A 25,443-nucleotide genomic window follows, 5' to 3' on the forward strand; every position below is an offset into this window, starting at 1 on the left:
TCAGCCTACTAGAGGGCGGAGGCCGATCCCGGGCGCGTGCCCTCGGCCAGGCGCGCCGCGGTGGCGCCGGCCGCGCTGACGCCGCCCTCGGCGAGGGCCGCAACCAGTGCGGAGCCGACGATGGCGCCGTCGGCGTACTCGAGGACCTCGCGGACCTGCTCGGCGGTCGAGATCCCGAGGCCCACGCACGCGTTCTCGGCTCCGGCGGCGCGCAGCCGGTCGACGAGTCCGCGGGCGGCCCGGTCGACGTCGGAGCGGGCGCCGGTGATGCCCATGGTCGAGACGGCGTAGACGAAGCCGCGGCTCACCTCGACGGCCCGGGCGAGGCGGGCGTCGCTCGAGGAGGGCGCGGCGAGGAACACGCGGTCGAGCCCGGTCCGCTCGGAGGCGGCCAGCCAGTCCCCCGCCTCGTCGGGGATCAGGTCGGGCGTGATGACGCCCGCACCGCCCGCGTCGCGCAGGTCGTCGGCGAAGCGCTCGACGCCGTACTGCACGACCGGGTTCCAGTAGGTCATCAGCAGGACCGGGGCGTCGACACGCTCGCGGACCCCGCGGACCGCCTCGAAGGCGTGCCGCAGCCGGAAGCCGTTCGCGAGCGCCTGCTGCGTCGCGGCCTGGATGACCGGGCCGTCCATCACCGGGTCGGAGTACGGCAGCCCGAGCTCCAGGACGTCGACGCCGTTCTCGACGAGCGCGACGGCCGCGTCGATGCTCGTGGCGAGGTCGGGGAACCCGACCGGCAGGTAGCCGACGAGGGCGCCCGTGCCGGCGTCCCGGCGCTCGGCGAGGACCGCGGCGACGCTCGTCGCGCCCGTCGAGGGCGCGCTTCCCTGGGCGCTCACACCTGCTCCGCGCCGCGGTCGAGGAGGTCGAAGTAGTGGCCGGCCGTCGTCATGTCCTTGTCGCCGCGTCCGCTGAGGTTGACGAGGATCACGGCTTCCGGGCCGAGCTCACGGCCGAGCTCGAGCGCACCCGCGAGGGCGTGCGAGGACTCGATGGCGGGGATGATGCCCTCCGTGCGGCTCAGCAGGCGGAGGGCGCTCATCGCGGCGGCGTCGGTGACCGGCCGGTAGGTCGCCCTCCCGATGTCGGCGAGCCACGCGTGCTCGGGGCCGACGCCGGGATAGTCGAGGCCGGCGGAGATCGAGTGCGACTCGAGGGTCTGCCCGTCCTCGTCCTGCAGCAGGTAGCTGCGGGCGCCGTGCAGCACCCCGGGGCGACCCTTCGTGATCGTGGCGGCGTGCCGGGGCGTGTCGACGCCCTCCCCCGCCGCCTCGAACCCGAAGAGCCGAACCTCGGGATCGTCGAGGAACGCGGTGAAGATGCCCATCGCGTTGCTGCCGCCGCCGACGCACGCGGCGACCGCGTCCGGGAGGCGGCCGACGAGCTCGAGGACCTGATCGCGTGCCTCGTCGCCGATGATCCGCTGCAGGTCCCGGACCATGGCCGGGAACGGGTGCGGCCCGGCGACCGTGCCGAAGACGTAGTTGGTGGTGCCGACGTTCGTCACCCAGTCGCGCATCGCCTCGTTGATCGCGTCCTTGAGCGTGCGCGATCCGGCGGTCACCGGGACGACCTCGGCGCCGAGCAGGCGCATGCGGGCGACGTTGAGCGCCTGGCGCTCGGTGTCGACCTCGCCCATGTAGATGACGCAGTCGAGGCCGAAGAGGGCGGCGGCGGTCGCGGTGGCCACGCCGTGCTGGCCCGCTCCCGTCTCCGCGATGACGCGCGACTTGCCGATCCGCTTCGTGAGCAGCGCCTGGCCGAGCACGTTGTTGATCTTGTGCGACCCGGTGTGGTTGAGGTCCTCGCGCTTGAGGAGGATCCTGGCGCCGCCCGCGTGCTCGGCGAAGCGCTTCACCTCCGTGATGATCGACGGGCGTCCGGTGTAGCTGCGGTGGAGGTCGTCGAGCTCGAGGCGGAACGCGGGGTCGCGCTTCGCCTCCTCCCACGCGGCGGTGAGCTCGTCGAGGGCGGCGACGAGCGGCTCGGGCGAGAATCGCCCGCCGTACTCGCCGAAGTAGGGCCCGGGGAGCGGCTCGAGATGCGCGAGGCGCTCGGAGATGTTGTCGGTCATGCGGAGAGGAACTCCTGGAGAGTGGCCACGGGGTCGCCCGTGACCAGGGCTTCGCCGACGAGCACGACGTCGGCGCCGGAACGGCGGTAGTGGGCGACGTCGGCCGCGGTCTTGACGGCCGACTCTGCGACGCGGATCACGGAGCCGGGGATGCGGTCGGCGAGCCGGCCGAAGAGGTCCTGGTCCAGCTCGAAGGTCGAGAGGTCCCGGGCGTTGACGCCGACGAGGCCGGCGCCGACGTCGAGCGCGCGCTCGACCTCGTCGGCGTCGTGGGTCTCGACGAGCGCGGTCATGCCGAGCGACGTCGTGAAGTCGAAGAGGCGCGCGAGCGTGGGCTGGTCGAGGGCCGCCACGATGAGGAGGACCAGGTCGGCGCCCGCGGCGCGGGCCTCGAGCACCTGGTACTCGTCGACGAGGAAGTCCTTGCGGAGCACGGGCAGCGACACGGCCGCGCGCACGTCCCGGAGGTCGTCGAGCGACCCGCCGAAGCGGCGCTGCTCGGTGAGCACGCTGATCGCGCTCGCGCCGCCGGTCTCGTACGAGGCGGCGAGGGCGGCGGGGTCGGGGATGTCGGCGAGGCGGCCGCGGGACGGGCTCGCGCGCTTCACCTCGGCGATGATCTTCACCCGGTCCGTCGGCCGGAGCGCCTCGAGGGCGTCGATCGCGGGCGGCGCGGCAGCGGCGAGGGCCTCGACCTCGGCGAGCGAGGTGGTCGCCCTGCGGGTCTCAGCGTCCGCCCGAGCCCCGTCGACGAGGTCGGTGAGCAGGGACACCGGCGCCTACGAGTGCGACTTGAGGGTCTTCGGGCCGTCCACGCCGTAGCCGAGCTTCTTGAGGATGAAGCCGAGGACGAATCCGACGACGAAGATGATCGCGCCGACCCAGATGAGCCAGGTCCACTCGGCGTCGTAGGTGTACTCGAGGAAGAAGGCGACGGTGGCGATCGAGAGGCCGATCAGGCTGACCACGACGGCGGTCCAGGCTGCGGGCGAATCGCCGTGTCCGGGCTCGGAGTGCTGCTCGGTGCTCATGGCTCCTACTCTAGCGGCGGGCGACTTCCCGGCCCGTCGGACGCGTCCGGCGCGGACTCCGGATGGGCGGGCGGCGGGGGTGCGCTCGTCGGGTCCGCACCCCGGCTGAGCGCGTCCCAGGTGTCGGAGGGCGCGGCAGCGGCGGGAACCGCCGCCGCGGCGGTGCCTGTTCCGGTCCCGTAGCTCCGCGCCGCGCCGGGCCAGCGTCCCGCCGTGACGGCGATGCCGAGCGCGAAGAGGAGCACCATGGCGCCCCCGGCGACGGCGATGGCGGGCCACGCGGTGGGCGTGATGGCGGCGACGAGAGCTTCCACGGACTCGCGACCGGCGACGCCGCTCACCGCGGAGACGCTGCGCTCGGCCGCGCCGAGTGGGTCGGCGAGAGCGGCGGATGCCGCGTAGCCGGCGCCGATGCCGAGCAGGGCGAGGACCGCCGCGGTGATCCACCGGAGCACCTTGGGCGCCAGGCTGAGCGCGCCGACGCACGCCACGACCGCGAGGGCGATCCCGTTGAGGGCGGGAGCGGCGGCGGCGCCGCCCACCTCGATCGGGTCGCCTCCCGGCCGGAGCGTGACCGTGAACCACGGCGTGTTGGCGGCGGCGAGCAGGACCGCCGCCGCCACCAGCGCGCCGAGCAGCAGGAGGGACTTCGCCCGGCGCGAGGTCAGTGGACCCTCCTCAGGGCGTTCGCGACGGCCACGGCGCGGAGCGGAGCCGCCGCCTTGTTCTGCGACTCCTGGTACTCGGCGGCGGGGTCGGAGTCGGCGACGATGCCGCCGCCCGCCTGCACGCGCGCCACTCCGTCGGCGAGCACCGCGGTCCGGATCGCGATGGCGAGGTCCGCGTCGCCGGCGAAGTCGAAGTAGCCCACCACTCCCCCGTAGACGCCGCGCTGCGCGGGCTCGAGCTCGTCGATGATCTCCAGCGCGCGCGGCTTCGGCGCCCCGGACAGGGTGCCCGCGGGGAAGGTCGCCCGGAACACGTCGACCGCGTCCGCGTCGGCCCGCAGCTCGCCCTCGACCGAGGAGACGAGGTGCATGATGTGGCTGAACCGCTCGATGCGCATGAACTCCGTCACCTCGACCGTGCCGGCGACGCACACCTTCGAGATGTCGTTGCGGGCGAGGTCCACGAGCATCAGGTGCTCGGCGCGCTCCTTCGGATCGGCGGCGAGCGTCTCGGCGAGCTCGACGTCCTCCTCCGGCGTCACGCCGCGCGGCTTCGAGCCGGCGATCGGGTGCGTGTAGACGCGGCCGTCACTCACCTTGACGAGCGCCTCGGGCGACGAGCCGACCACCGAGTAGGCGCCGCCGTCCGGCCGCTCGAGCGCGAGCAGGTACATGTAGGGACTCGGATTGAGGGCGCGCAGCACGCGGTAGACGTCGACCGGCGACGCCGCGGCGTCGAGCTCGAAGCGCTGCGAGATCACCACCTGGAAGATGTCGCCGTCGCGGATGTACTCCTTGGCCTTGTCGACGGCGGCGAGGAAGTCCGGTCGCTCCGTGCGCAGGCGCGGCGTCGGCACGAGCCCGAGATCGGCCTCGGCGAGGTCGGCGGGCAGCGGGGTCGCCAGGCGGGTCTGCAGGGAGTCGAGCCTCGACTGGGCGCTCGCCCACAGCTCGTCGGCCGGCTGCTCTCCGTCCGCGAGCACGGTGGCGACGAGCAGGACCGATCCGTTGCGGTGGTCGACCACCACGAGCTCCGACACGAAGCTCAGGGCCTGGCCGGGCACGTCGAACTCGGCGGGCGGCGCGTCGGGGAGCCGCTCGATCTGGCGGATGGCCTCCCACCCGATGAAGCCCACGAGGCCGCCGGGCAGCGGCGGCAGGCCCGGGATGCGCGGCGTCCGCCAGCGCTCGACGAGCCGGGCGACGGCGTCGAGCGGCCCGCTCACGGGCTCCGGGCCGAGGGCGCGCTGCGCGTCGAGACCCGTGCCGAGCCAGACGGCGTCGTCGCCGCGCTGGGTGAGCACGCCGAACGAGGAGACGCCGACGAACGACCAGCGGGACCAGATGCCGCCCTGCTCCGCGGACTCGAGCAGGAAGGTGCCGGGGCGCGGCTGGCCGCCGGCACGGGTCGCGAGCTTGCGGTAGATGCCGACCGGCGTCTCCTCGCCCGCGAAGAGCTCGCGGACGACCGGCACCACACGATGGCCGGGCAGGAGCGCGTCGAAGTCGTCGCGCGTGGTCGTCGTCATCGGTCGCCCCCGTGCGGCTCGCCGAGCACCGGGGTGAGCGGGTCGACGTCGAAGCAGGCGTGGGCGCCGGTGTGGCATGCCGGTCCGACCTGGTGCACGGTCACGAGGAGCGCGTCGTCGTCACAGTCGAGGGCGGCGCCGCGGACGTACTGCACGTTGCCGGACGTGTCGCCCTTCCGCCAGTACTCCTTGCGGCTGCGCGACCAGAAGGTGACCCGGCCCTCGGTGAGCGTGCGGCGGAGAGCCTCGGCATCCATCCAGCCGAGCATCAGCACGTCGCGGCTGCCCTCCTCCTGGATGATCGCGGGCAGCAGGCCCGCTCCGTCGAACCGGGCGCGCGCGAGCACGCCCTCCACGTCCTGGGTCCCGCTCACGCGCGCACCTCGATCCCCTCGCCGGCCAGCTCATGCTTGATCTCGCCCACCGTCAGCTGGCCCGAGTGGAACACGGACGCGGCGAGCACGGCGTCCGCGCCGGCGTGCACGGCGGGCGCGAAGTCCTGCAGCGCGCCCGCCCCGCCGGAGGCGATGACGGGCACCGAGCTGACCGCGCGCATCGCGGTGAGCAGTTCGAGGTCGTAGCCCGCCTTGGTGCCGTCGGCGTCGATGGAGTTGACGAGCAGCTCCCCCGCACCGAGCCGGACCGCCTCGGCGGCCCACTCGAGCGCGTCGAGGTCGGTGAGCCGGCGGCCGCCGTGCGTCGTCACGACGAAGCCGGAGGGAGCGCCGGGCGCCCGGGTGACGTCGAGCGAGAGCACGACGACCTGCGCGCCGAAGCGGTCGGCGATCTCCGCGATCAGCGGCGGGCGGGCGATGGCGGCGCTGTTGACGCCGATCTTGTCCGCGCCGCTCGCGAGGAGGCGAGCCACGTCGTCGACGGAGCGGACGCCGCCGCCGACGGTGAGCGGAATGAACACCTGCTCTGCGGTGCGGGTGACCACGTCGTACATCGTGGCCCGCTCCTCGGTCGTCGCGGTGACGTCGAGGAAGGTGATCTCGTCGGCGCCCTGCTCGTAGTACTTGCGCGACAGCTCGACGGGGTCGCCCTGATCGCGGAGGTCCTTGAAGTTGACGCCCTTCACCACGCGGCCCGCGGCCACGTCGAGGCAGGGGATGACGCGGACGGCGAGCGACATCAGATCCGCGCCGCGTGGATCGGGCTGACGAGGATGGCCCGCGCCCCGATCTCGTACAGCGCGTCCATCACCTGGTTGGTGTCCGAGCGCGGAACCATGACCCGGACGGCCACCCAGCCGCTGTCGCGCAGCGGCGACACGGTGGGCGACTCGAGCCCCGGCGTGACGGCGGAGGCCTGGTCGATCAGCTCGGCGGGGAGGTCGTAGTCCATCAGCACGTACTGGTGGGCGACGAGCACGCCCTGCAGCCGGCGCACGAGGGTGTCGATGCCGGGCCGGGTCGGGTCGGCGGTGACGAGCACCGCGCTCGACTCGAGGATGACCGGGCCGAAGATCTCGAGGCCCTGCTTGCGCAGCGTGCTGCCGGTCTCCACCACGTCGGCGACGGCGTCCGCGACGCCGAGGCGGACGGCGGACTCCACGGCGCCGTCGAGGCGGATGAGGTCCACGTCGATGCCCTCCCGGCGGAGGAAGTCGCCGACGAGGCCGGTGTAGCTCGTCGCGACCCGAGCGCCCTGGAGGTCGGCGAGGTCGCTGAACCGGCCGATGGGCCCGGCGAAGCGGAACGTCGAGCCGCCGAAGTCGAGCTCCTGCACCTCGCGCGCCGCCGAGCCGGAGTCGAGCAGCAGGTCGCGGCCGGTGATGCCGATGTCGAGGGCGCCGGAGCCGACGTAGGTGGCGATGTCGCGGGGCCGGAGGTAGAAGAACTCGGCGTCGTTGCGGGGGTCCGCGACGATGAGCTCCTTGGGGTCGCGGCGCACCGCGTAGCCCGCTTCGCGGAGCATGTCGGCCGCGGTCTCACTGAGCGTGCCCTTGTTGGGCACTGCGATCTTCAGCATCGGGGTCTTTCAGGCGAGAGGAGTGGGCGGAGGGGCCGAGCAGCCGGTCACAGATGTCGGTAGACGTCCTCCGGGCCGAGGCCGCGCGCGAGGAGCATCACCTGCAGGTGGTACAGGAGCTGCGAGATCTCCTCGGCCAGGCGCTCGTCCGACTCGTGCTCGGCCGCCATCCAGACCTCGGCGGCCTCCTCGACGATCTTCTTGCCGATCGCGTGCACGCCGGCGTCGAGCTCCGCGACGGTGCCGGATCCGGCGGGCCGGTCCTGCGCCTTGGTCGCGAGCTCGGCGAACAGGTCGTCGAAGGACTTCACCGCCCCAGGCTACCGGTCCCGGGGGGAGTGCCCGTTCCGGGCCGCCTCTCCCCCGGTGATCGAGGAGCGTCCCGCAGGGGCGCGTCTCGAGATCACGCGGGTCCGTCCGTGGACTCAGCCATCTCTGGTCGCGTTCCTGAGGCACCTCACCGGGTTTCGAGACGCCGGCCCAAGCATGGGCCGGCTCCTCAACCGACGGGCGCTGCCGACGCTGCCGCGTCGGCTCGGGCCCTCAGTGTCCGTGGGCGGCGGCCTTGCGGAGGGCGCGGATGGCGCGGGCCGGGTCGTCGGACCGGAAGACGCTGGAGCCCGCGACGAAGGTGTTGGCGCCGTGCGCGGCGGCGGTGCCGATCGTCGTGGTGGAGATGCCGCCGTCGACCTGGATGCGGAGGTCGCGGCCGTGTGCGGCGGCGGCGTCCGCCACCTGGCGCAGCTTGGGCATGACCTCGGGCATGAACTGCTGACCGCCGAAGCCGGGCTCGACCGTCATCACGAGGATCAGGTCGAACTCGTCGAGGCGCTCGAGCCACGGCTCGGCCGGCGTGCCGGGCTTGAGGGCGAGGCCGGCGCGCGCGCCGCGGGCGCGGATGGCGCGGGCGGTCGCGACCGGGTCCTTCGCCGCCTCGACGTGGAAGGTGACGGACGAGGCGCCCGCCGCCGCGTAATCGGGAGCCCAGCGGTCCGGGTCCTCGATCATCAGGTGCGCGTCGAGCGGGATGGGGCTCACCTCGGCGAGGCGCTGCACCACGGGGAGGCCGAGCGTGAGGTTCGGCACGAAGTGGGCGTCCATGACGTCGACGTGCACGAGGTCGGCGGCGGCGATCCGGTGGAGCTCCCGCTCGAGGTTCGCGAAGTCGGCGGCCAGGATGCTCGGGTGGATCGTCAAGGACACCCGATCGAGTCTACTGACGGGTCTGCGGCGCCTTCGGGAGCCCGCCGCTCTTGGTGAGGAGGGCGATGAACATGCCGTCCGTGCCGTGCCGGTGCGGCCACAGCTGGACGGCGTCGCCGACCGCGGCGTCGCGCAGCGCTCCCCCGGTGACCTCGCCGAGCACGGGGCCGGTCGGCACGGGGACGAGCTCGGGGAACGCGTCGAGGGCCGCGGCGACGACCGCGCGCGTCTCGGAGAGATGCGGCGAGCAGGTCACGTAGGCGAGGAGCCCGCCGGGCTTGAGCGCGCCGACGGCGGAGGCGAGCAGCTCCCGCTGCAGCGGCGCGAGCGCGACGACGTCGTCGGGGAACTTGCGCCAGCGCGCCTCCGGGCGGCGGCGCAGCGCGCCGAGGCCGCTGCAGGGGGCGTCGAGCATGATCCGGTCGAAGAGGCCCTCCTCGCCCGTGCCGAAGCGGCGACCGTCGCCGACGACGACGTCGTGCACGCCGGGGACCGCGTCGAGCGCGCCCTGCACCAGGTCGGCGCGGCCGGGCACGACCTCGTTCGCGAGCAGCGACGCGCCGCCCTCGGCCGCCTCGGCCGCGAGGACCGCCGCCTTGCCGCCGGGGCCGGCGCACATGTCGAGCCAGCGCTCCCCCAACGCCACCGGCCGGGCGCGGGTGAGCGCGAGGGCGGCGAGCTGCGAGCCCTCGTCCTGCACGCGCACGATGCCCGCGCGCACCGCGGGGAGGGTCAGCGGGTCGCCGCCGCCGAGGATCATGCCGAGCGGCGAGAACTCCGTGGCGGGCAGGCCGATGTCGCGGCGGTCGCCGAGACCCGGCAGCGCGACGAGCCCGACCTTGGGCGGGGCGTTGTCGGCCTCGAGCAGGTAGGTGAGCTCCGACTCGCGGCCGTCGGCCTCGAGCACCGCGGCGAACGACCGCACGACCCACGCCGGGTGCGAGTGCAGCACGGAGAGGCGCTCGTCCTCACTCTTCGTGCCCTCGAGCACGCGGTGCATCCACTCCTCGCGGTCGACGCGGGCGATGGCGCGGAGGACGCCGTTGACGAAGCCCGAGCCGGAGCGGGCGCCGGAGCTCTTCGCCTGCACCACGGCCTCGTTGACGGCGGCGTGCGGGGCGACCCGCATGGACAGCAGCTGATGGGTGCCGAGCCGGAGGATGTCCCGGAGGGGCGCGTCGATCCTCGCGACGGGACGCCCCGCCGCGAGCTCGATGACGCGGTCGTAGTAGCCGGAGCGGCGCAGCGTGCCGTAGGTGAGCTCCGTGGCGAGGGCGGCGTCGGCGGTGCTCAGCCCGGCGCGGTGCACGCGGGCTGGCAGCAGCAGGTTCGCGTACGCGTCCTCGGCGGAGACCGCCCGGATGACCTCGAGCGCCACCCGGCGGGCCGGCTGGACGGCGGGCGGGCGGGTGCGGGTGGTGCTCACGCGGGCACCGCCAGTCCGGCGACCGGGGCGTCCTGGCCGCGGCCTCGCCACCAGGCGGCGGCGTCCATCGCCCGGCCGCCCGGCGGCTGGACGCGGACCAGCTCGATCGGCTCGTCGGCGGTGCCGAGGAGGACGCGCCCGCCGGCGAGCTCGAGCCGGCCTGGCTCGATCCGCTCCGCACCGGACGCGCGCCCGGCCTCGTGCACCTTGAGGCGCGCGTCGCCGAGGACGAGGAAGGCACCGGGCTCCGGGGTCGCGCCACGGATGCGGTCGAGCACCCGCTCGGCGGGCAGGCGCCAGTCGACGGCGCCGTCGAGGAGGGTGAGCTTCGGCGCGAGGGTCGCCTCGCCGGTCTGCGGCTCGGCCACGGCGGTCCCGTCGGCGAGCGAGTCGACGACGCCCGCGAGCAGTCCCGCGCCGCTCCGCGCGAGATCGGCGAGCAGGTCGCCCGCGGTCTCACCCGGCGCGATGGGACGGCGCAGCGTGCCGAACACGGGTCCCGTGTCCATGCCGCGCTCGAGCTGGAACACGCTCGCCCCGGTCTCGCGGTCGCCCGCGAGGAGCGCGTGCTGGACGGGGGCGGCGCCCCGCCAGCGCGGCAGCAGGGAGAAGTGCAGGTTGATCCAGCCGAGGCGGGGCAGCGACAGGATCGGCTCGCGCAGGAGCGCGCCGTAGGCGACGACCACCCCGAGGTCGGGCGCCAGGCCCTCGAGCCGGGCCGCGTAGTCGGCGTCGAGGGCGGACGGCCGGTCGACGGGCAGGCCCAGCTCGCCGGCCCGAGCGGCGACCGGCGACGGGGTGAGCACGCGCTTCCGACCCACCGGCGCATCGGGCCGGGTGAGCACGGCGGCGATCTCGTGCCGCCCCTGCGCGAGGATGTCGAGACTCGGCACCGCGGCCGCGGGCGTACCCGCGAAGACCAGCCTCATCCCCCGCCTCCCCGAACCGGTGCCGTGACCCAGCGCAGTCCCCCGCCTCCCCGAGCCGGAGAGGCCGGCGCCCTCAGAGGGCATCCGGGTCATCCATCCGGACTCTGAGTGTAGGTGCCGGGCGGCGGTCCCGCCCGTCGCCCGAGGAGGCGCGGGGGCGGCGTCCGCTCGCCGCGCGGAGGATCCCGGTGCGGAGGACACCCGCGACTGCACCGCCGTGTGCGTAGTCGAAGCGGAGGACCGTGCGCACGCCCTCCTCGACGTGCTCGGTGCCGACCACGGTGGCGCCGGCCCCCTCCGCCTCCGCGAGGAGCGGCTCGACGAGGCGCAGCGGCCCCGTCACGGTGGCGACCCGGACGGCTGGCGGGAACCGCAGCTGCCGCCGGTCGGCCAGCTCTCGGGAGAGGAAGTCGCTCTGCCGCCACGTCGCGAGGGCGAGCGCGATCGGCCCCGTCACGCCGACGAGATGGACGGGCGCTCCAGCCGCGGCGAGTGAGGCGGCGGACGACCACCACCGCAGGCAGTCCTCGGCGACGCGCGCGCTCTCCCGCAGCAGCATCCGCTGGCCGTCGAGCAGCAGCACGGCGCGGTAGCCGCCGTCAGCGATCGGCTCCGCCCCGCGGGTGGCGATGACGAGGCCGGGCTCACGGTCCACCCGCTCGAGGGGTCGCTCGCCGTCCGAGATCCGGACCCGCACGCCGGGAAACGCGCGGGCGAGGTCATGCGCGGTGCGGCCGGCGTCGGCGGCCATCGGCGTGCCCGCCCGCATCGCGTCGAGCGCCGCGCTGCCGGGACGGGCGACCTGCAGCAGCACCGGACCCTCGGTCAGCGCCTGGGAGGCGGCCCGCCATGCGGCCTGCGGGATGCGCGGCGACCCGGGGTCGTCGGGCGTGAGGATGACGTTCGGGGCACGCAGCGGGCGGGGCGCGACGGCGCGCAGCCAGCCGAGCTCGGCCAGCCTCTGCACGGCGGTCGACCGCGACAGCGCCGACAGGACGAGCCGGCAGCCGGTCTGCTGGTGGCGGACGAGGGCCGCGTCCCGGGCGTGCACGTACGGGGCGAGCGGCTCGGCGAGCAGCGGGTCGCCGTCGTTCCAGATCGCGATCAGCCCGAGCGCATGCACGGGCGCGTAGACCGCCGAGCGGTTGCCGAGCACGATGCAGGGGCGCGCCTCGAGCGCGGACAGGAACGCCGAGTACCGCTCGGGGTTGCTCTGCCGGGCGTCGAAGCGCAGCACGACGGCGGCCGTCGCAATCGAGTCGAGGGCGAGCTGCACCTGGTCCTGGTCGCGGTAGTCGGGCACGACGAGTACCGCGCTGCGGCCCTCCGCCACCTCGCGGACAGCGAGCTCGGCGAGGGTGAGCGCCCACGCGCCGATCCACTGGCCGCCGACCTCGGCGAGGCCGGGCAGCGCGTCGAGGGCGACGCGGTCGGCGGTCCCGTGCACGACGCCGTCCGGGTACCCGGTAACCTCCGGTGCGGCGGGCGGACCCGGCGGCTCGGGTGGGCGGCGGCCGTCACGCCACGCCTTCTCCACCCGCACCTGCCGCTTCGGGATCGCCAGCCGCAGCACGTCGCTCGCACTGCCGGCCGCGCGGTCCGCGACGGCGCGGGCGAGCGCGTACACCTCGGGAGTCAGCACCGGCTGCTCGGAGACGAGCGCCTCGATCGGGCTGAGCTCCCCCGGCACCTCGCTGGTCGCCGCGGTCTCGACGACGTACGCGTCGGCGATCCGCCCCGCCATGCGCAGCGGCACGCGCACGCGCACGCCGGGGACGACCGCGCGCCTCAGCTCCTCCGGGATCCGGTAGTCGAAGAGGTGGTCGAGCTGGGGCAGCGGGGTGTCGAGCAGCACCCGCGCCACGGCGGGGGCGTCGGCGGACATCTGCCGGTCAGAGCCCGGCCGCGCTGCGCAGGTCGTCGACGCGGTCGAGGCGCTCCCAGGTGAACCCGGGCAGCTCCCGGCCGAAGTGCCCGTAGGTCGCCGTTCGGGCGTAGATCGGTCGGAGCAGGTCGAGGTCGCGGATGATCGCCGCGGGACGCAGGTCGAACACCTCGCGGATGGCGGCGATGATCGTCTCGTCCGGGACGGCCCCCGTGCCGAACGTCTCGACGTAGAGGCCCACCGGTGCGGCGCGGCCGATCGCGTAGGCGATCTGCACCTCGAGGCGGTCGGCGAGACCCGCGGCGACCGCGTTCTTCGCCACCCAGCGCATCGCGTACGCCGCCGACCGGTCGACCTTCGACGGGTCCTTGCCGCTGAACGCGCCGCCGCCGTGCCGGGACGCGCCGCCGTAGGTGTCGACGATGATCTTGCGGCCGGTGAGCCCGGCGTCGCCCTTCGGGCCGCCGATCTCGAACCGGCCCGTCGGGTTGATGAAGAGGCGCACATCGCCGGCGGAGAGCGGCGCATGCTCGAGGACGGGCCGGATGACCGTCTCCTCGACCTCGGCCTGCAGCTGCGCGGTCGACACCGAGGGGGCGTGCTGCGTGGAGAGCACGACCGCCTCGACGCTGCGCGGGGTGTGCCCCTCGTAGCCGACGGTGACCTGCGTCTTGCCGTCCGGGCGGAGGTAGTCGAGCACGCCCTGCCGGCGGACCTCGGCCAGCCGCTCGGCCAGCCGGTGCGCGAGCCAGATCGGGACGGGCATCAGCTGCGGGGTCTCCCGCGTCGCGAAGCCGAACATGATGCCCTGGTCGCCCGCGCCGAGCAGGTCGAACTCGTCGCTCGAGCGCCCGGCGGCCGCCGCCTCGCGGACCTCGGCGGCGCGGTCGACCCCCTGGGCGATGTCGGGCGACTGCGAGCCGATCGACACCGAGACGCCGCAGCTGTCGGCGTCGAAGCTCTTCTCGGAGGAGTCGTAGCCGATCTCGCGGATGCGGCGCCGGACGATGCCCGGGATGTCCGCGTAGCCCTCGGTCGTCACCTCGCCGGCGACGTGCACGAGCCCGGTCGTGACCAGCGTCTCGACCGCGACCCGGCTGCCCGGGTCCTGCTCGAGCAGGGCGTCGAGGATCGAGTCCGAGATCTGGTCGCAGATCTTGTCAGGGTGCCCCTCGGTCACGGACTCCGAGGTGAACAGGCGCAGTGCAGCCAAATGTCGCTCCAGAAACGGTCGGCGGGAGGGCCCGCACGCGAGCTCGGACGAGCGGCGCCCGGGCTCCGGAACGAGCCGTGCCCGGGTTCAGACGAGCACGTCGAGTATGCGGTGGGCCACCGACAGCTTGTCGCCCGCGGCCTCGCCAACTATAGAGCCGTGCCCGTCGAGCACCGTGACGGCGTTCTCCGCGGTGGCGAAACCCTCCGCCCAGCCCACCCTGTTGAGGACGAGGAAGTCGACGCCCTTGCGGGCGGCCTTCTCGCGGGCCACGGCGAGGATCCGCTCGGGGTCCTGCTCGGTCTCGGCGGCGAAGCCGATCACGACCTGCCCGGCGGGACGCGAGGGCGCCAGCTCGCCGGAGGTGAGCGCGCGGAGGATGTCCGGGTTCCGGATCAGGCGGAGCTCGTGCTCCTCCCCCAGCGCCTCCTTCTTGAGCTTCGCGTCGGCGACGACGGCGGGACGGTAGTCGGCGACCGCGGCGGCCATGATGACGGCGTCCGCCTCGGCGGCGAAGCCGGCGACGGCGACGGCGAGCTCCTCGGCGGTGCCGACCTGGTGCAGCGCCACGCCGTGCGGCGGCGGGACCTCGAGGTGCGCGGCGACGAGGGTGACGGCGGCCCCGCGGTCGCGGGCGGCCTCGGCGAGGGCGACTCCCTGACGCCCGCTCGAGCGGTTGCCGAGGAACCGGACGGGGTCGAGGGGCTCGCGTGTGCCGCCGGCCGTGATGAGGATGCGCCGCCCGGCGAGGTCCTGCGGCCGGACGGCGGCGAGCGTGGCGGCGAGGATCTCCTCGGGCTCGGCCATCCGGCCGGCGCCCACGTCCTTGCCGGTCAGCGCGCCGGTGCCGGGACCCACGACGCGGACGCCGCGCTCGCGCAGCAGAGCGAGGTTGGCGACGGTGGCGGGGTTCTCCCACATCTCGGTGTGCATCGCGGGGGCGACGACGAGCGGGGCGGAGCTCGCGAGCACCGTGGTGCCGAGCAGGTCGTCCGAGAGGCCGTGAGCGAGCTTCGCGAGCGAGTTCGCGGTGGCCGGGGCGATGACGATCACGTCGGCGGCCTGACCGAGCGCGACGTGGCGCACCTCGGCGACGCCCTCGTACAGGTCGGTGCCGACCTCGTTGCGGCTGATCGCCTCGAGGGTCGGCTTTCCGACGAACCTCAGCGCGGAGGGGGTGGCCACGACGGAGACGTCATGGCCGGCGAGGACGAGCAGGCGCACGAGGGCGACCGCCTTGTACGCCGCGATGCCGCCGGTGATCCCGACGACGACGCGAAGGCGGCCGCCCTCGCCCGATGCCATCCCTGGAAGGGGTGGCTCAGAGAGCCTTGACGACGAGCTTGTCCTCGTTGATCTCGCGGAGCGCGACCGAGAGGGGCTTGTCGTCGATCGACGAGTCCACGAGCGGCCCGACGTTGTCGAACAGGCTGCCCTCGTGGAGGTCGGCGTAGTAGTCGTTGATCTGGCGGGCACGCTTGGACGCGAACAGGACGAGCGCGTACTTGGAGTCCACCTTGCTGAGCAGGTCGTCGATGGGCGGGTCGATGATGCCCGCGGACTTGGTGCTGGTCATGGGTTCCTCCTGATCTGCCGCGGATCAGTATCCGGGCGAAGTCGGCATCAAGTCTACGACCTCGCGGGCCGCGGTCGGCACGTCGACGTTGACGACCCTGTAGTCGAACTCGTCCTGGACCGCCAGCTCGTCGTGGGCGGTGCGCAGCCGCCGCTCCTGCTCCTCGGCGTCCTCGGTGCCGCGGCCGGTGAGCCGGCGCACCAGCTCCTCCCAGCTGGGCGGCAGCAGGAACACGAGTCGCGCCTCCGGGAAGACCTGCCGGACCTGGCGGGCGCCCTGGATGTCGATCTCGAGGAGGACGCTCTTGCCCTCGGCGAGGGCGCGGGTGATCGGCGGCCGGGGCGTGCCGTAGCGGTACGCGTTGTGCACGGTGGCCCACTCGAGGAACTCGCCGGCCTCGATCATCCGGTCGAACTCGGCGTCGTCCACGAAGTAGTAGTTGACGCCCTCGACCTCGCCGGGCCGCGGCGGACGCGTCGTCGCGCTCACCGAGAGTAGCACCTCCGGGTGGTTGTCCCGGATGTAGGTGGAGACCGTGCCCTTGCCGACGGCGGTCGGGCCGGCGAGCACGACGAGCGCGCCCGGCTCGATCTTGCGCTTCTGCCGCTCGACGAGGAACTCGCGGAGGCGCTTGCGCTGGTGCACGCCGAGGCCGCCCACGCGCTTGGAGGGCGAGATGCCGAGCTCGGACATGATCCGCGCGGTGCGGGTCGGGCCGAGCCACGGGATGCTGCCGATCAGCTCGCTGACCCGGAGGCTGGCCTCGGCGGGATGCTCGGCGTCGGCCGCGTCGAGGACGTCGCTCGCGGTGCGCTCACCGCTCGCGACCTGCCGCTTCACCTCCGCGCGGGCGCGCCGTGCGGCGACGGCCGCGCGGGACCCGGCGATGCGGTCGACCTCGGGCGGCTTCACGCGTACGCCTCCGCCACCTGGCGCACCTGCGCGTCGATCGCGGCGCCGATCCCCTCCATACCGGCGGAGAGGATGCTGCGGGACGCGGTGACGATCACCTGGTCCGCGGCGACCCCGAAGATCTTCCGCACGTCGCGGAACTCGGCGCCCTGGAAGCCGAAGCCGGGTGCGAGGATCGGCGCGGCGGGCGGGGCGGCGAGCTCGTCGAGGTCGATGCCGACGTCGGCGAAGTCGATGGTCGCGCCGAGCACGACGCCGATCGACCCGAGGCGGTCGCCCATCCGGTGCTCGGCGTTCCAGCCAGCGACGCGCGAGGCGATGCCGCCGGCGACCGTCTTCCCGGCCTGGGTCTCGCGCTGGATGATCGACGTCTGCACCGCCTCCGCCTCCGGATTGGAGGTGGCGGAGAGGACCAGCAGGCCCTTGCCGGCGTTCTCGGCGAACTCGAGCGGCGCCTTGAGAGCGCCGAAGCCCTGGTACGCGCTGATCGTCATCGCGTCGACCTCGAGCGGCGAGCCGGGGCTCAGCCAGGCCTGGGCGTACGCCTCGAGCGTCGACCCGAGGTCGCCGCGCTTGACGTCGCCGATGACGACGAGCCCTGCCTTGCGGGCCTCGACGAGCACGTCCTCCAGCACCCGGAAGCCGATCGACCCGAACCGCTCGTAGAACGCGACCTGCGGCTTCACGATGCCGACGCGTCCCGCGCAGGCCTCGATCACCCGCAGCCCGAACTCATGGGCGCCGACCGCGCTGAGCGGCAGGCCCCACTCCTTGAGCAGGTACTCGTGCGGATCGATTCCGATGCACAGGTGGCCGTGGGCGTCGAAAGCCGCCGCAAGCCGATCCCCGAAGGGCGTCGGGATACCAGCGGTCATCCGAGCGCACTCCTTCCCGGTTTGGTGTCCCCCGTCACCCCAGCGGAGGTGGCGCGCTGATCAGCGTATTCCTGCAGCGACGTGACTTCGAATCCGGCCTTGATCGCCTCGACCGACGCGACCGCCGCGGACAGCTCCGCAATGGTCGTGAACAGCGGCTTGTCGCCGGCCACGGCCGCGGCGCGGATCTCGTAGCCGTCGGCGCGGGAGGCTCCCCCGGACGGCGTGTTGATCACGACGTCGACCGCGTCCTGCTCGATGACGTCGACGATGGTCGGCGCGCCGGGCACCCCGCGCTCGCTGTGCTTGCGGACGACGTCGGCGGAGATGCCGTTGCGGCGGAGCACCTCGGCGGTGCCCTCGGTGGCGAGCAGGGAGTAGCCGAGCTCCTGCAGCCGGAGCACCGGCAGCACGATGGAGCGCTTGTCGCGGTCGGCGACCGAGACGAACACCGTGCCCGACAGCGGCATCCCGCCGTACGCCGCCTGCTGGCTCTTCGCGAACGCGCGTGGGAAGTCGCGGTCGATGCCCATGACCTCGCCGGTGGAGCGCATCTCCGGCCCGAGCAGGCTGTCGACGATCCGGCCCTCGGCGGTGCGGAACCGCTTGAACGGCAGCACGGCCTCCTTGACGGCGACCGGGGAGCCGGCCGGGACGAGCGAGCCGTCCTGCGCGGGCAGCAGGCCCGAGTCGATCATCGAGTCGATGCTCTGCCCCACCATGAGCAGGGAGGCCGCCTTGGCGAGCGGGATGCCGAGCGCCTTCGACACGAACGGCACGGTCCGCGACGCGCGCGGGTTCGCCTCGAGCACGTAGAGCACGCCCGCGCCGATCGCGTACTGCACGTTGAGCAGACCCCGGACGCCGATGCCCTGGGCGATCGCGAGGGTCGCCTCGCGGACGGCCGCGATCTGGCTCTGGCCGAGCGTGACCGGCGGCAGCGTGCAGCTCGAGTCGCCGGAGTGGATGCCGGCCTCCTCGATGTGCTCCATGATCCCGCCGATGTAGAGCCGCTCGCCGTCGTAGAGCGCGTCGACGTCGATCTCGATCGCGTCGTCGAGGAAGCGGTCGACGAGCAGCGGATGCGTCGGCCCGACGATCCCCTGGCCCTCGATGCGCGAGAAGTAGTCCTCGAGCTGGGCCCGGTCGTAGACGATCTCCATGCCGCGTCCGCCGAGCACGTAGGACGGCCGCACGAGCACCGGATAGCCGATCGACTCGGCGACGTCGAGGGCGCCCGCGACGTCGGTCGCGGTGCCGTTCTTCGGCGCGACGAGGCCCGCGTCACGGAGGATGCCGGCGAAGAGCCCGCGCTCCTCGGCGAGGTCGATCGCGGAGGGCGAGGTGCCGAGGATCGGCACGCCGGCCGCCTCGAGGCCCTTCGCGAGCCCGAGCGCGGTCTGCCCGCCGAGCTGGACGACGACGCCGACGACCCGGCCGGAGGCGGCCTCCGCGTCGATGACCTCGAGCACGTCCTCCAGGGTGAGCGGCTCGAAGTAGAGCCGGTCGGACGTGTCGTAGTCGGTCGACACCGTCTCCGGGTTGCAGTTGATCATGATCGTCTCGTACCCGGCGTCCGACAGCGCGAAGGCCGCGTGCACGCACGAGTAGTCGAACTCGACGCCCTGGCCGATCCGGTTGGGGCCCGAGCCGAGGATGATCACCTTGTCCCGGTCGCTCGACCGCACCTCGCTCTCCTCGTCGTACGAGGAGTAGTGGTAGGGCGTGAGCGCTGGGAACTCGCCGGCGCACGTGTCGACCGTCTTGTAGACGGGACGGACCCGCATGGCGTGACGGACCGCGCGCACCTCGCCCTCCGCGAGCCGGCGCAGCTCGCCGATCTGCGCGTCGGAGAAGCCGTGCTCCTTCGCGAGCCGCAGCACGTCGGCGTCGAGCTGGTCGGCGGCCGCGATGTCGGCGGCCACCTCGTTGATCAGCGCGATCTGGTCGAGGAACCACGGATCGATGCCCGTGGCGGCATACAGGTCCTCGACGCTCGCGCCGGCGAACAGGGCGCGCTGGACGGTGATGATTCGGCCGTCGGTCGGCATCTCGGCCCGCTCCACCAGGGCCGCGGCCGGCTCGGTCGACGGCGCCCAGCTGAAGGAGGAGCCGCGCTTCTCGAGCGAGCGCAGCGCCTTCTGCAGCGCCGTCGAGAAGTTGCGGCCGATCGCCATCGCCTCGCCGACGCTCTTCATGGTCGTCGTGAGCCGGGCGTCCGCGGCGGGGAACTTCTCGAACGCGAACCGGGGCACCTTGACCACGACGTAGTCGAGCGTCGGCTCGAAGCTCGCCGGGGTGACCCGCGTGATGTCGTTAGGGATCTCGTCGAGCCGGTAGCCGATCGCGAGCTTCGCGGCGATCTTCGCGATCGGGAAGCCCGTCGCCTTGCTCGCGAGCGCGCTCGAGCGGGACACGCGCGGGTTCATCTCGATGACGATGACGCGGCCGTTCGCGGGGTCGATCGCGAACTGGATGTTGCAGCCGCCGGTGTCGACGCCGACCAGCCGGATGATGTCGATGCCGATGTCGCGGAGCCGCTGGTACTCGCGGTCGGTCAGCGTGAGCGCCGGCGCCACGGTGATCGAGTCGCCGGTGTGCACGCCGACCGGGTCCACGTTCTCGATCGAGCAGACGACGACCGTGTTGTCGGCAGTGTCGCGCATGAGCTCGAGCTCGTACTCCTTCCAGCCGAGGATGCTCTCCTCGAGCAGGACCTCGGTGGTCGGGCTCGAGTGCAGGCCGTCGCCGACGATGCGGACGAGCTCCTCCGGCGTGTAGGCGAAGCCGGAGCCGAGGCCGCCCATCGTGAACGAGGGCCGGACGACGAGCGGGTAGCCGAGGTCCTCGGCGAACTCGAGCGCCTCCTCGACGGTGTGCGCGATGTGCGACCGCGCCACGTCGGCGCCCGCCTCGATCACGAGGTCCTTGAACAGCTGCCGGTCCTCGCCCTTGCGGATCGCCTCGACCTTGGCGCCGATCAGCTCGACGCCGTGCTTCGCGAGGATTCCGGCCTCCTCGAGCGCGATGGCGGCGTTCAGCGCCGTCTGACCGCCGAGGGTCGGGAGGACCGCGTCCGGCCTCTCCTTGACGATGATCGCCTCGAGGGACTGGCTGGTGATCGGCTCGATGTAGGTGGCGTCGGCGAAGCCCGGGTCGGTCATGATCGTCGCCGGGTTCGGGTTCACGAGGATGACGCGCACGCCCTCCTCGCGCAGCACGCGGCAGGCCTGCGTGCCCGAGTAGTCGAACTCGGCGGCCTGGCCGATGACGATCGGCCCGGAGCCGATGACGAGGACGCTGTTGATGTCGTCGCGCTTGGGCATCAGTCGTTGCTGCTTTCCGTGTCGTTCGCGGCCGCGCCGGCGGCGGTATTCAGGCCCGCGGCATCAGCGCCGGCGGTCGGCGAGACGTCCCTCGGGGTGACCTGCGGCTCGGCCTCGACGGCGATCGCCTCCTCCGGTGAGCGCCGGGAGGCGAGCACCATGTCGCGGAACCGGTCGAAGAGGTACTGGGAGTCGTGCGGGCCGGCCGCCGCCTCCGGGTGGTACTGGACGCTGAACGCCGGGATGTCGAGACACGCGATGCCCTCCACCACGTCGTCGTTGAGGTCGACGTGGGTCACCTCGGCGCGGCCGAAGCCCGCCGGGGTCTCGACGGGCCCGCCGCGGGGCACCTCGACGGCGAATCCGTGGTTGTGCGCGGTGATCTCCACGCGCCCGGTGCGCTTGTCGAGCACGGGCTGGTTGATTCCGCGGTGACCGAACGGCAGCTTGTAGGTGCCGAAGCCGAGCGCGCGGCCGAGCAGCTGGTTGCCGAAGCAGATGCCGAAGAACGGCGTCCCCCGGCGCAGGACGGCTCGGAGCAGCTCGACGTGGTCGTCCGAGGCGCCCGGGTCGCCGGGGCCGTTCGAGTAGAAGACAGCGCTCGGGTCGAGCTCGAAGAGCTCCTCGACCGTCGTCGACTCGGGCACGACGTGCACGTCGAAGCCGCGCTCGGCGAGGGCGCGGATCGTCGCCGCCTTGATGCCCAGGTCGAGGATGGCGACGGAGCCGATCCGCTCGCCCTCGGCCGGCACGGTGTAGCGCGATTCGGTCGACACCGCGCTCGAGAGGTGGGAGCCGGTCATCTCGGGGCTCTCGCGCACCAGCTCGAGCTGCTGATCCTCGGGAAGGCTCGCGTCGGCTCCCGAGAAGATGCCCGCGCGCATGGCGCCCTTGTCGCGCAGGTGCAGGGTGACGGCGCGGGTGTCGATGCCGCTGATGCCGACGACCTCCTGGGCGACCAGGTCGTCGTCCAGGCTGCGGACGGCGCGGTGGTTGGACACGACGCGGGAGGGGTCGCGCACGACGTAGCCGGCGACCCAGATGCGGCGGGACTCGGGGTCCTCGTCGTTGACGCCGGTGTTGCCGATGTGCGGCGCCGTCTGGAGCACGATCTGACCCGCGTACGACGGGTCGGTGATCGTCTCCTGGTAGCCGGTCATGCCGGTGGCGAAGACGGCTTCGCCGAACGTGCGGCCACGGGCGCCGTAGGCACGGCCGCGGAAGCGGCGGCCGTCCTCGAGGACCAGGACTGCTGGCTCGCGGGAGATCACTCAGAATCCTCTTTCGCTGGTGTCGGGACTCGACGCTACCGAACCGCGCACGATGCGCTGAATCGCGTCGAGGAGGGCGGAGGCGTCCGCCGCGGAGGGCGGGCGCAGGTAGGTGTCGACCGGGTTGCCGCCGAGATCCCAGGAGATCCGGAGGAGCCCGCCGGGCTCCACGCCGCGGTCGATGGCGTAGGTCGACCGGCCGACGCCGTCGAGGTCCGCGGCGGGGATCCAGGCGGCGTCCCGTCCCGCGAGGGCGAGCGACAGCCCGCCGGGGAACACCTGGGCGGTGGCGCGGGCACGGTGCCCGAGGCCCGCGACGGCGACCCGCTCGAGCGGCTGGTCGCGGAGCGTGGTGGCGACGTAGAGCACCTCGGCGGTGACGCGCGGCGTGCCCGGGTCGGCCGGCAGCGCCGCCACCGGACCGAGACCGCTCTGCCGGCGGACCCGGCGGCGCCAGCCGAGCGCCATGCCCGCGAAGGCCAGGACGACGACGGCGCCGATCACCAGGGTCGGGACGAGCTGCTCAGGCACGCAGCGCCTCCTGCGGGGTCACGGCGCCATCGAGGACGGTCGGCCGCCCCTCGTGGAACACCGCGACCACCCGGCCCGGAAGGCGGCGCCCGAGGTAGGGCGAGTTGCGGCTGCGGCCGGCGAGGTGCTCGGCCGCGAAGTCGCTGCGGGCGGACGGGTCGTACAGCACGATCTCCGGCGACGAGCCGGCCGCGATCGCCTCGCCGTGCCCGGAGATGCCGCCGATGCGGGCGGGCGCTGCGGACATCACGCGCTCGACGCCCGCCCAGTCGAGCAGCCCGGTCTCGACCATCGCCTCGTGGACGACGGACAGCGCCGACTCGAGCCCGACCATGCCGTTCGCGGCCTCGCTCCACTCGGCGGTCTTGCTGTCGGCGGGGTGCGGCGCATGGTCGGTCGCGACGACGTCGATCGTGCCGTCGGCGAGGCCGGCGCGGACCGCCTCCACGTCGGCGTCGGAGCGCAGCGGCGGGTTCACCTTGTAGCGGGCGTCGTAGCCCTCAGCGAGCCGGTCGGTGAGCAGCAGGTGGTGCGGGGTGACCTCCGCGGTGACCGCGATGCCGCGGCTCTTCGCCCAGCGGACGAGCTCCACGGAGCCGGCCGTCGAGAGATGGCAGACGTGCAGGCGGGCGCCGGTGTGCTGGGCGAGGAGCACGTCGCGGGCGATGATCGCCTCCTCGGCGACGGCGGGCCAGCCGGCAAGGCCGAGCTCCGCGCTCGTCGGCCCCTCGTTGAGCTGCGCACCGATCGTCAGGCGCGGCTCCTGCGCGTGCTGGGCGAGCACTCCGCCGAAGCCGCGGATGTACTCGAGTGCGCGGCGCATGAGCAGCGGGTCGGCGACGCAGAACCCGTCGTCGCTGAACATCCGCACCCTGGCCCGGGAGCGGGCCATGGCGCCGATGTCGGCGAGCTGCTCACCGCCGAGTCCCTTGGTGACCGCGCCGATGGGACGGACCGTCACGTAGCCGGCCGCCTCACCGAGGGCCTGCACCTGCTCGACGACGCTCGCGGTGTCGGCCACCGGGCTGGTGTTCGCCATGGCGCTGACCGCCGTGTAGCCGCCGGCGGCCGCGGCGCGCGAGCCCGTGAGGACCGTCTCCGAGCCCTCGCCGCCGGGCTCGCGGAGGTGGGTGTGCAGATCGACGAGACCCGGCAGCGCGAGCAGCCCGTCCGCGTCGATCCGGGTGGCGCCGGCACGGCTGAGGCCGGTCCCGACCTCGGCGACGATGCCGCCGTCGAGCACCAGGTCGACGGTGCGGCCGTCCGCGAGGGCGGCGCCGGTGATCAGGTACGCGGTCATTCCGCTCCTCCCGCGAGGGTCAGGTAGAGCGCCGCCATGCGGACGGAGACGCCGTTGGCGACCTGTTCGAGCACCGTCGAGCGGGGCGAGTCGGCCGCCGCCGAGGAGATCTCGAAGCCCCGGTTCATCGGACCGGGATGCATGACGACCGTCCGCTCGGGCAGCGCGGCGAAGCGCGCGACGGTGAGGCCCCATCCCGCCGAGTACTCCCGGGCGCTCGGGAAGAAGGCCTCGTTCATCCGCTCCCGCTGGACGCGGAGCATCATCACCGCGTCCGGGTCCGTGTCCGCGATGGCGGCGTCGAGGTCGTGGAGGGCGGTGACCGGCCAGTCCGCGATGCCGTGCGGCAGCAGGGTGGGCGGCCCCACGAGTGTGACGCGGGCGCCGAGCGTGGTGAGCAGCCACACGTTGGAGCGCGCCACCCGCGAGTGCAGGATGTCGCCGACGATGAGGACCGAGACGCCGTCGAGGTCCCTCCCCCGGCTCGCCTCGCCGTGCAGGCGGCGCCGGAGGGTGAACGCGTCGAGGAGCGCCTGTGTCGGGTGCTCGTGGGTGCCGTCGCCGGCGTTGACGACGCTCGAGGCGATCCAGCCGCTGCGGGCGAGCACGGCCGGGCCGCCGGAGGCCCAGTGCCGCAGCACGATCCCGTCGGCGCCGATCGCCTCGAGGGTCTGGGCCGTGTCCTGCAGGGACTCACCCTTGGAGACGCTCGAGCCCTTCGCGGCGAAGTTGATGACGTCCGCGGAGAGCCGCTTCGCGGCCGCCTCGAACGAGATGCGGGTGCGGGTCGAGTCCTCGAGGAAGAGGTTGACGACCGTCTTGCCGCGGAGGGTCGGGAGCTTCTTGACCTCGCGCTGCTGCGTGGCGGCCATGTCCTCCGCGGTGTCGAGGATCCGGACCGCCGTGTCGCGGTCGAGGTCCCGGGTGGAGAGCAGGTGCTTCACGCGGCGGATCCGCCGTCCTCGATGGTGACGGCCTCGATGCCGTCGGTGCCGGTCAGGCGCACGTTGACCCGCTCGCTGGCGGCCGAGGGCAGGTTCTTGCCGACGTAGTCGGGCCGGATCGGCAGCTCCCGGTGCCCGCGGTCGACGAGCACCGCGAGCCGCACGGCGGCGGGGCGGCCGTGGTCGGCGAGGGCGTCCAGCGCGGCGCGGATGGTGCGGCCGGAGTAGAGCACGTCGTCGACCAGCACGACGGTCTTCCCGTCGATGCCCTCGGCGGGAAGGCGCGTGGGAGCGGTGCTGCGCACGGGGTTCCGGCCGAGGTCGTCGCGGTACATGGTCACGTCGAGGGATCCGACCGGACAGGTCCAGCCGGGGTTCTCGGCCGCCGCGAACGAGGTGAGCAGCCCGGCGATCCGCTCGGCGAGCTCGACGCCCCGGGTGGGGATGCCAAGGAGGACGAGACCGTCGATGCCCCGGTTCTGCTCGAGGATCTCGTGGGCGATGCGGGTCAATGCCCGCGTGATGTCAGCCTGCTGCAGCACGGCACGCGCAGTCACCTGACCTCCTTCCCCGCCTCACCGGACGGCCTTAAAGGATGTCGAACCCCTCCACCCTACCCGCCCGCGGGAGGGGCGCCGCTCGGCCGCCGGACTTGTTCATCGAGTGCGCCCTGGAGCACCGAGTGCACCCCGTGCCCAGGGTGCAGTCGGCGTTTCGAGGCGCATTCGGCGACGGACGGGCGGGACACCGCCGTCCCGGGCGGACGGGACATC

25 protein-coding genes are annotated in these 25,443 nt (G+C 73.5%); all 25 read right to left on the minus strand.

What is annotated here, in order from left to right; all coding sequences use genetic code 11:
- Positions 1-8 precede the first annotated feature (8 nt).
- The 25 genes from trpA to pyrR all read right to left on the minus strand — a co-directional run bounded on the left by trpA (position 9) and on the right by pyrR (position 25,227).
- Complete coding sequence (trpA, locus tag J3P36_RS02410) at positions 9-842, minus strand: tryptophan synthase subunit alpha (RefSeq protein ID WP_210505664.1); 834 nt, start codon at positions 840-842, stop codon at positions 9-11.
- Positions 839-2,077, minus strand: a complete 1,239-nt coding sequence (gene trpB, locus J3P36_RS02415; protein ID WP_210505665.1) for a tryptophan synthase subunit beta — start codon at positions 2,075-2,077, stop codon at positions 839-841. Before trpB ends, trpA begins: the two co-directional genes overlap by 4 nt.
- Positions 2,074-2,844, minus strand: coding sequence for an indole-3-glycerol phosphate synthase TrpC (trpC, locus tag J3P36_RS02420; protein WP_210506557.1), 771 nt, complete (start codon positions 2,842-2,844; stop codon positions 2,074-2,076). The genes trpB and trpC overlap by 4 nt, the downstream gene beginning before the upstream one ends.
- A gap of 12 nt (positions 2,845-2,856) precedes the next feature.
- The gene (locus J3P36_RS02425; protein WP_210505666.1) at positions 2,857-3,108 is read right to left on the minus strand and encodes an HGxxPAAW family protein; all 252 of its coding nucleotides are present in this window, start codon (positions 3,106-3,108) and stop codon (positions 2,857-2,859) included.
- 5 nt (positions 3,109-3,113) lie between these two features.
- A complete protein-coding gene (locus J3P36_RS02430) occupies positions 3,114-3,731 on the minus strand; it encodes a Trp biosynthesis-associated membrane protein (protein WP_210505667.1) in 618 nt (205 codons plus the stop codon).
- A 41-nt stretch (positions 3,732-3,772) separates the two neighbouring features.
- Positions 3,773-5,305, minus strand: coding sequence for an anthranilate synthase component I (locus J3P36_RS02435; protein ID WP_210505668.1), 1,533 nt, complete (start codon positions 5,303-5,305; stop codon positions 3,773-3,775).
- Positions 5,302-5,679 (minus strand): phosphoribosyl-AMP cyclohydrolase, encoded by a 378-nt coding sequence (hisI, locus tag J3P36_RS02440; protein ID WP_210505669.1) that lies wholly within the window; start codon positions 5,677-5,679, stop codon positions 5,302-5,304. The genes J3P36_RS02435 and hisI overlap by 4 nt, the downstream gene beginning before the upstream one ends.
- Complete coding sequence (hisF, locus tag J3P36_RS02445; protein WP_210505670.1) at positions 5,676-6,440, minus strand: imidazole glycerol phosphate synthase subunit HisF; 765 nt, start codon at positions 6,438-6,440, stop codon at positions 5,676-5,678. The genes hisI and hisF overlap by 4 nt, the downstream gene beginning before the upstream one ends.
- Positions 6,440-7,279, minus strand: coding sequence for an ATP phosphoribosyltransferase (gene hisG, locus J3P36_RS02450; RefSeq protein ID WP_210505671.1), 840 nt, complete (start codon positions 7,277-7,279; stop codon positions 6,440-6,442). The genes hisF and hisG overlap by 1 nt, the downstream gene beginning before the upstream one ends.
- 47 nt (positions 7,280-7,326) lie before the next feature.
- A complete protein-coding gene (locus tag J3P36_RS02455; protein WP_210505672.1) occupies positions 7,327-7,590 on the minus strand; it encodes a phosphoribosyl-ATP diphosphatase in 264 nt (87 codons plus the stop codon).
- A 232-nt stretch (positions 7,591-7,822) separates the two neighbouring features.
- Positions 7,823-8,476 (minus strand): ribulose-phosphate 3-epimerase, encoded by a 654-nt coding sequence (gene rpe, locus J3P36_RS02460; RefSeq protein WP_246854264.1) that lies wholly within the window; start codon positions 8,474-8,476, stop codon positions 7,823-7,825.
- 16 nt (positions 8,477-8,492) lie between these two features.
- Positions 8,493-9,908, minus strand: a complete 1,416-nt coding sequence (locus J3P36_RS02465) for an RsmB/NOP family class I SAM-dependent RNA methyltransferase (RefSeq protein ID WP_210505674.1) — start codon at positions 9,906-9,908, stop codon at positions 8,493-8,495.
- Positions 9,905-10,837 carry a methionyl-tRNA formyltransferase gene (gene fmt / locus J3P36_RS02470; RefSeq protein WP_210505675.1) on the minus strand — a complete coding sequence of 311 codons (933 nt, stop codon included), beginning with the start codon at positions 10,835-10,837 and terminating at the stop codon, positions 9,905-9,907. Before fmt ends, J3P36_RS02465 begins: the two co-directional genes overlap by 4 nt.
- Positions 10,838-10,910: 73 nt before the next feature.
- Positions 10,911-12,722, minus strand: coding sequence for a primosomal protein N' (locus J3P36_RS02475; RefSeq protein WP_210505676.1), 1,812 nt, complete (start codon positions 12,720-12,722; stop codon positions 10,911-10,913).
- A 7-nt stretch (positions 12,723-12,729) separates the two neighbouring features.
- Entirely contained in the window at positions 12,730-13,935 is a 1,206-nt protein-coding gene (metK, locus tag J3P36_RS02480) for a methionine adenosyltransferase (protein ID WP_210505677.1), read from the minus strand.
- Positions 13,936-14,022: 87 nt separating this feature from the next.
- On the minus strand, positions 14,023-15,240 hold the full coding sequence (gene coaBC, locus J3P36_RS02485; RefSeq protein WP_210505678.1) for a bifunctional phosphopantothenoylcysteine decarboxylase/phosphopantothenate--cysteine ligase CoaBC: 1,218 nt from the start codon (positions 15,238-15,240) through the stop codon (positions 14,023-14,025).
- 16 nt (positions 15,241-15,256) lie between these two features.
- Positions 15,257-15,511: a DNA-directed RNA polymerase subunit omega gene (gene rpoZ, locus J3P36_RS02490; RefSeq protein WP_210481372.1), complete on the minus strand. Its 255-nt coding sequence runs from the start codon at positions 15,509-15,511 to the stop codon at positions 15,257-15,259.
- A 24-nt stretch (positions 15,512-15,535) separates the two neighbouring features.
- A complete protein-coding gene (gene gmk / locus J3P36_RS02495; RefSeq protein ID WP_307806919.1) occupies positions 15,536-16,423 on the minus strand; it encodes a guanylate kinase in 888 nt (295 codons plus the stop codon).
- Positions 16,420-17,298, minus strand: coding sequence for an orotidine-5'-phosphate decarboxylase (gene pyrF / locus J3P36_RS02500; protein ID WP_210505679.1), 879 nt, complete (start codon positions 17,296-17,298; stop codon positions 16,420-16,422). The genes gmk and pyrF overlap by 4 nt, the downstream gene beginning before the upstream one ends.
- On the minus strand, positions 17,295-20,624 hold the full coding sequence (carB, locus tag J3P36_RS02505; RefSeq protein WP_210505680.1) for a carbamoyl-phosphate synthase large subunit: 3,330 nt from the start codon (positions 20,622-20,624) through the stop codon (positions 17,295-17,297). Before carB ends, pyrF begins: the two co-directional genes overlap by 4 nt.
- Positions 20,624-21,892, minus strand: a complete 1,269-nt coding sequence (gene carA / locus J3P36_RS02510) for a glutamine-hydrolyzing carbamoyl-phosphate synthase small subunit (protein ID WP_210506559.1) — start codon at positions 21,890-21,892, stop codon at positions 20,624-20,626. Before carA ends, carB begins: the two co-directional genes overlap by 1 nt.
- Positions 21,893-21,895: 3 nt before the next feature.
- A complete protein-coding gene (locus J3P36_RS02515) occupies positions 21,896-22,426 on the minus strand; it encodes a hypothetical protein (protein WP_210505681.1) in 531 nt (176 codons plus the stop codon).
- Entirely contained in the window at positions 22,419-23,726 is a 1,308-nt protein-coding gene (locus J3P36_RS02520) for a dihydroorotase (RefSeq protein WP_210505682.1), read from the minus strand. Before J3P36_RS02520 ends, J3P36_RS02515 begins: the two co-directional genes overlap by 8 nt.
- The gene (locus J3P36_RS02525) at positions 23,723-24,670 is read right to left on the minus strand and encodes an aspartate carbamoyltransferase catalytic subunit (protein ID WP_210505683.1); all 948 of its coding nucleotides are present in this window, start codon (positions 24,668-24,670) and stop codon (positions 23,723-23,725) included. The genes J3P36_RS02520 and J3P36_RS02525 overlap by 4 nt, the downstream gene beginning before the upstream one ends.
- Complete coding sequence (gene pyrR / locus J3P36_RS02530; protein WP_210505684.1) at positions 24,667-25,227, minus strand: bifunctional pyr operon transcriptional regulator/uracil phosphoribosyltransferase PyrR; 561 nt, start codon at positions 25,225-25,227, stop codon at positions 24,667-24,669. The genes J3P36_RS02525 and pyrR overlap by 4 nt, the downstream gene beginning before the upstream one ends.
- Positions 25,228-25,443: the final 216 nt, after the last annotated feature.

Origin of the sequence: Naasia sp. SYSU D00057 (genome assembly GCF_017916505.1) — a bacterium.
GTDB lineage: Bacteria > Actinomycetota > Actinomycetes > Actinomycetales > Microbacteriaceae > Naasia.

What these genes read in the sequence shown, in the direction of transcription:
- trpB (WP_210505665.1), bottom strand. Translation starts at nt 2,077, where the DNA reads ATGACCGACAACATCTCCGAGCGCCTCGCGCATCTCGAGCCGCTCCCC.
- J3P36_RS02425 (WP_210505666.1), bottom strand. Translation starts at nt 3,108, where the DNA reads ATGAGCACCGAGCAGCACTCCGAGCCCGGACACGGCGATTCGCCCGCA.
- J3P36_RS02435 (WP_210505668.1), bottom strand. Translation starts at nt 5,305, where the DNA reads ATGACGACGACCACGCGCGACGACTTCGACGCGCTCCTGCCCGGCCAT.
- hisF (WP_210505670.1), bottom strand. Translation starts at nt 6,440, where the DNA reads ATGTCGCTCGCCGTCCGCGTCATCCCCTGCCTCGACGTGGCCGCGGGC.
- hisG (WP_210505671.1), bottom strand. Translation starts at nt 7,279, where the DNA reads ATGCTGAAGATCGCAGTGCCCAACAAGGGCACGCTCAGTGAGACCGCG.
- fmt (WP_210505675.1), bottom strand. Translation starts at nt 10,837, where the DNA reads ATGAGGCTGGTCTTCGCGGGTACGCCCGCGGCCGCGGTGCCGAGTCTC.
- J3P36_RS02475 (WP_210505676.1), bottom strand. Translation starts at nt 12,722, where the DNA reads ATGTCCGCCGACGCCCCCGCCGTGGCGCGGGTGCTGCTCGACACCCCG.
- coaBC (WP_210505678.1), bottom strand. Translation starts at nt 15,240, where the DNA reads ATGGCATCGGGCGAGGGCGGCCGCCTTCGCGTCGTCGTCGGGATCACC.
- rpoZ (WP_210481372.1), bottom strand. Translation starts at nt 15,511, where the DNA reads ATGACCAGCACCAAGTCCGCGGGCATCATCGACCCGCCCATCGACGAC.
- pyrF (WP_210505679.1), bottom strand. Translation starts at nt 17,298, where the DNA reads ATGACCGCTGGTATCCCGACGCCCTTCGGGGATCGGCTTGCGGCGGCT.
- carB (WP_210505680.1), bottom strand. Translation starts at nt 20,624, where the DNA reads ATGCCCAAGCGCGACGACATCAACAGCGTCCTCGTCATCGGCTCCGGG.
- J3P36_RS02520 (WP_210505682.1), bottom strand. Translation starts at nt 23,726, where the DNA reads ATGACCGCGTACCTGATCACCGGCGCCGCCCTCGCGGACGGCCGCACC.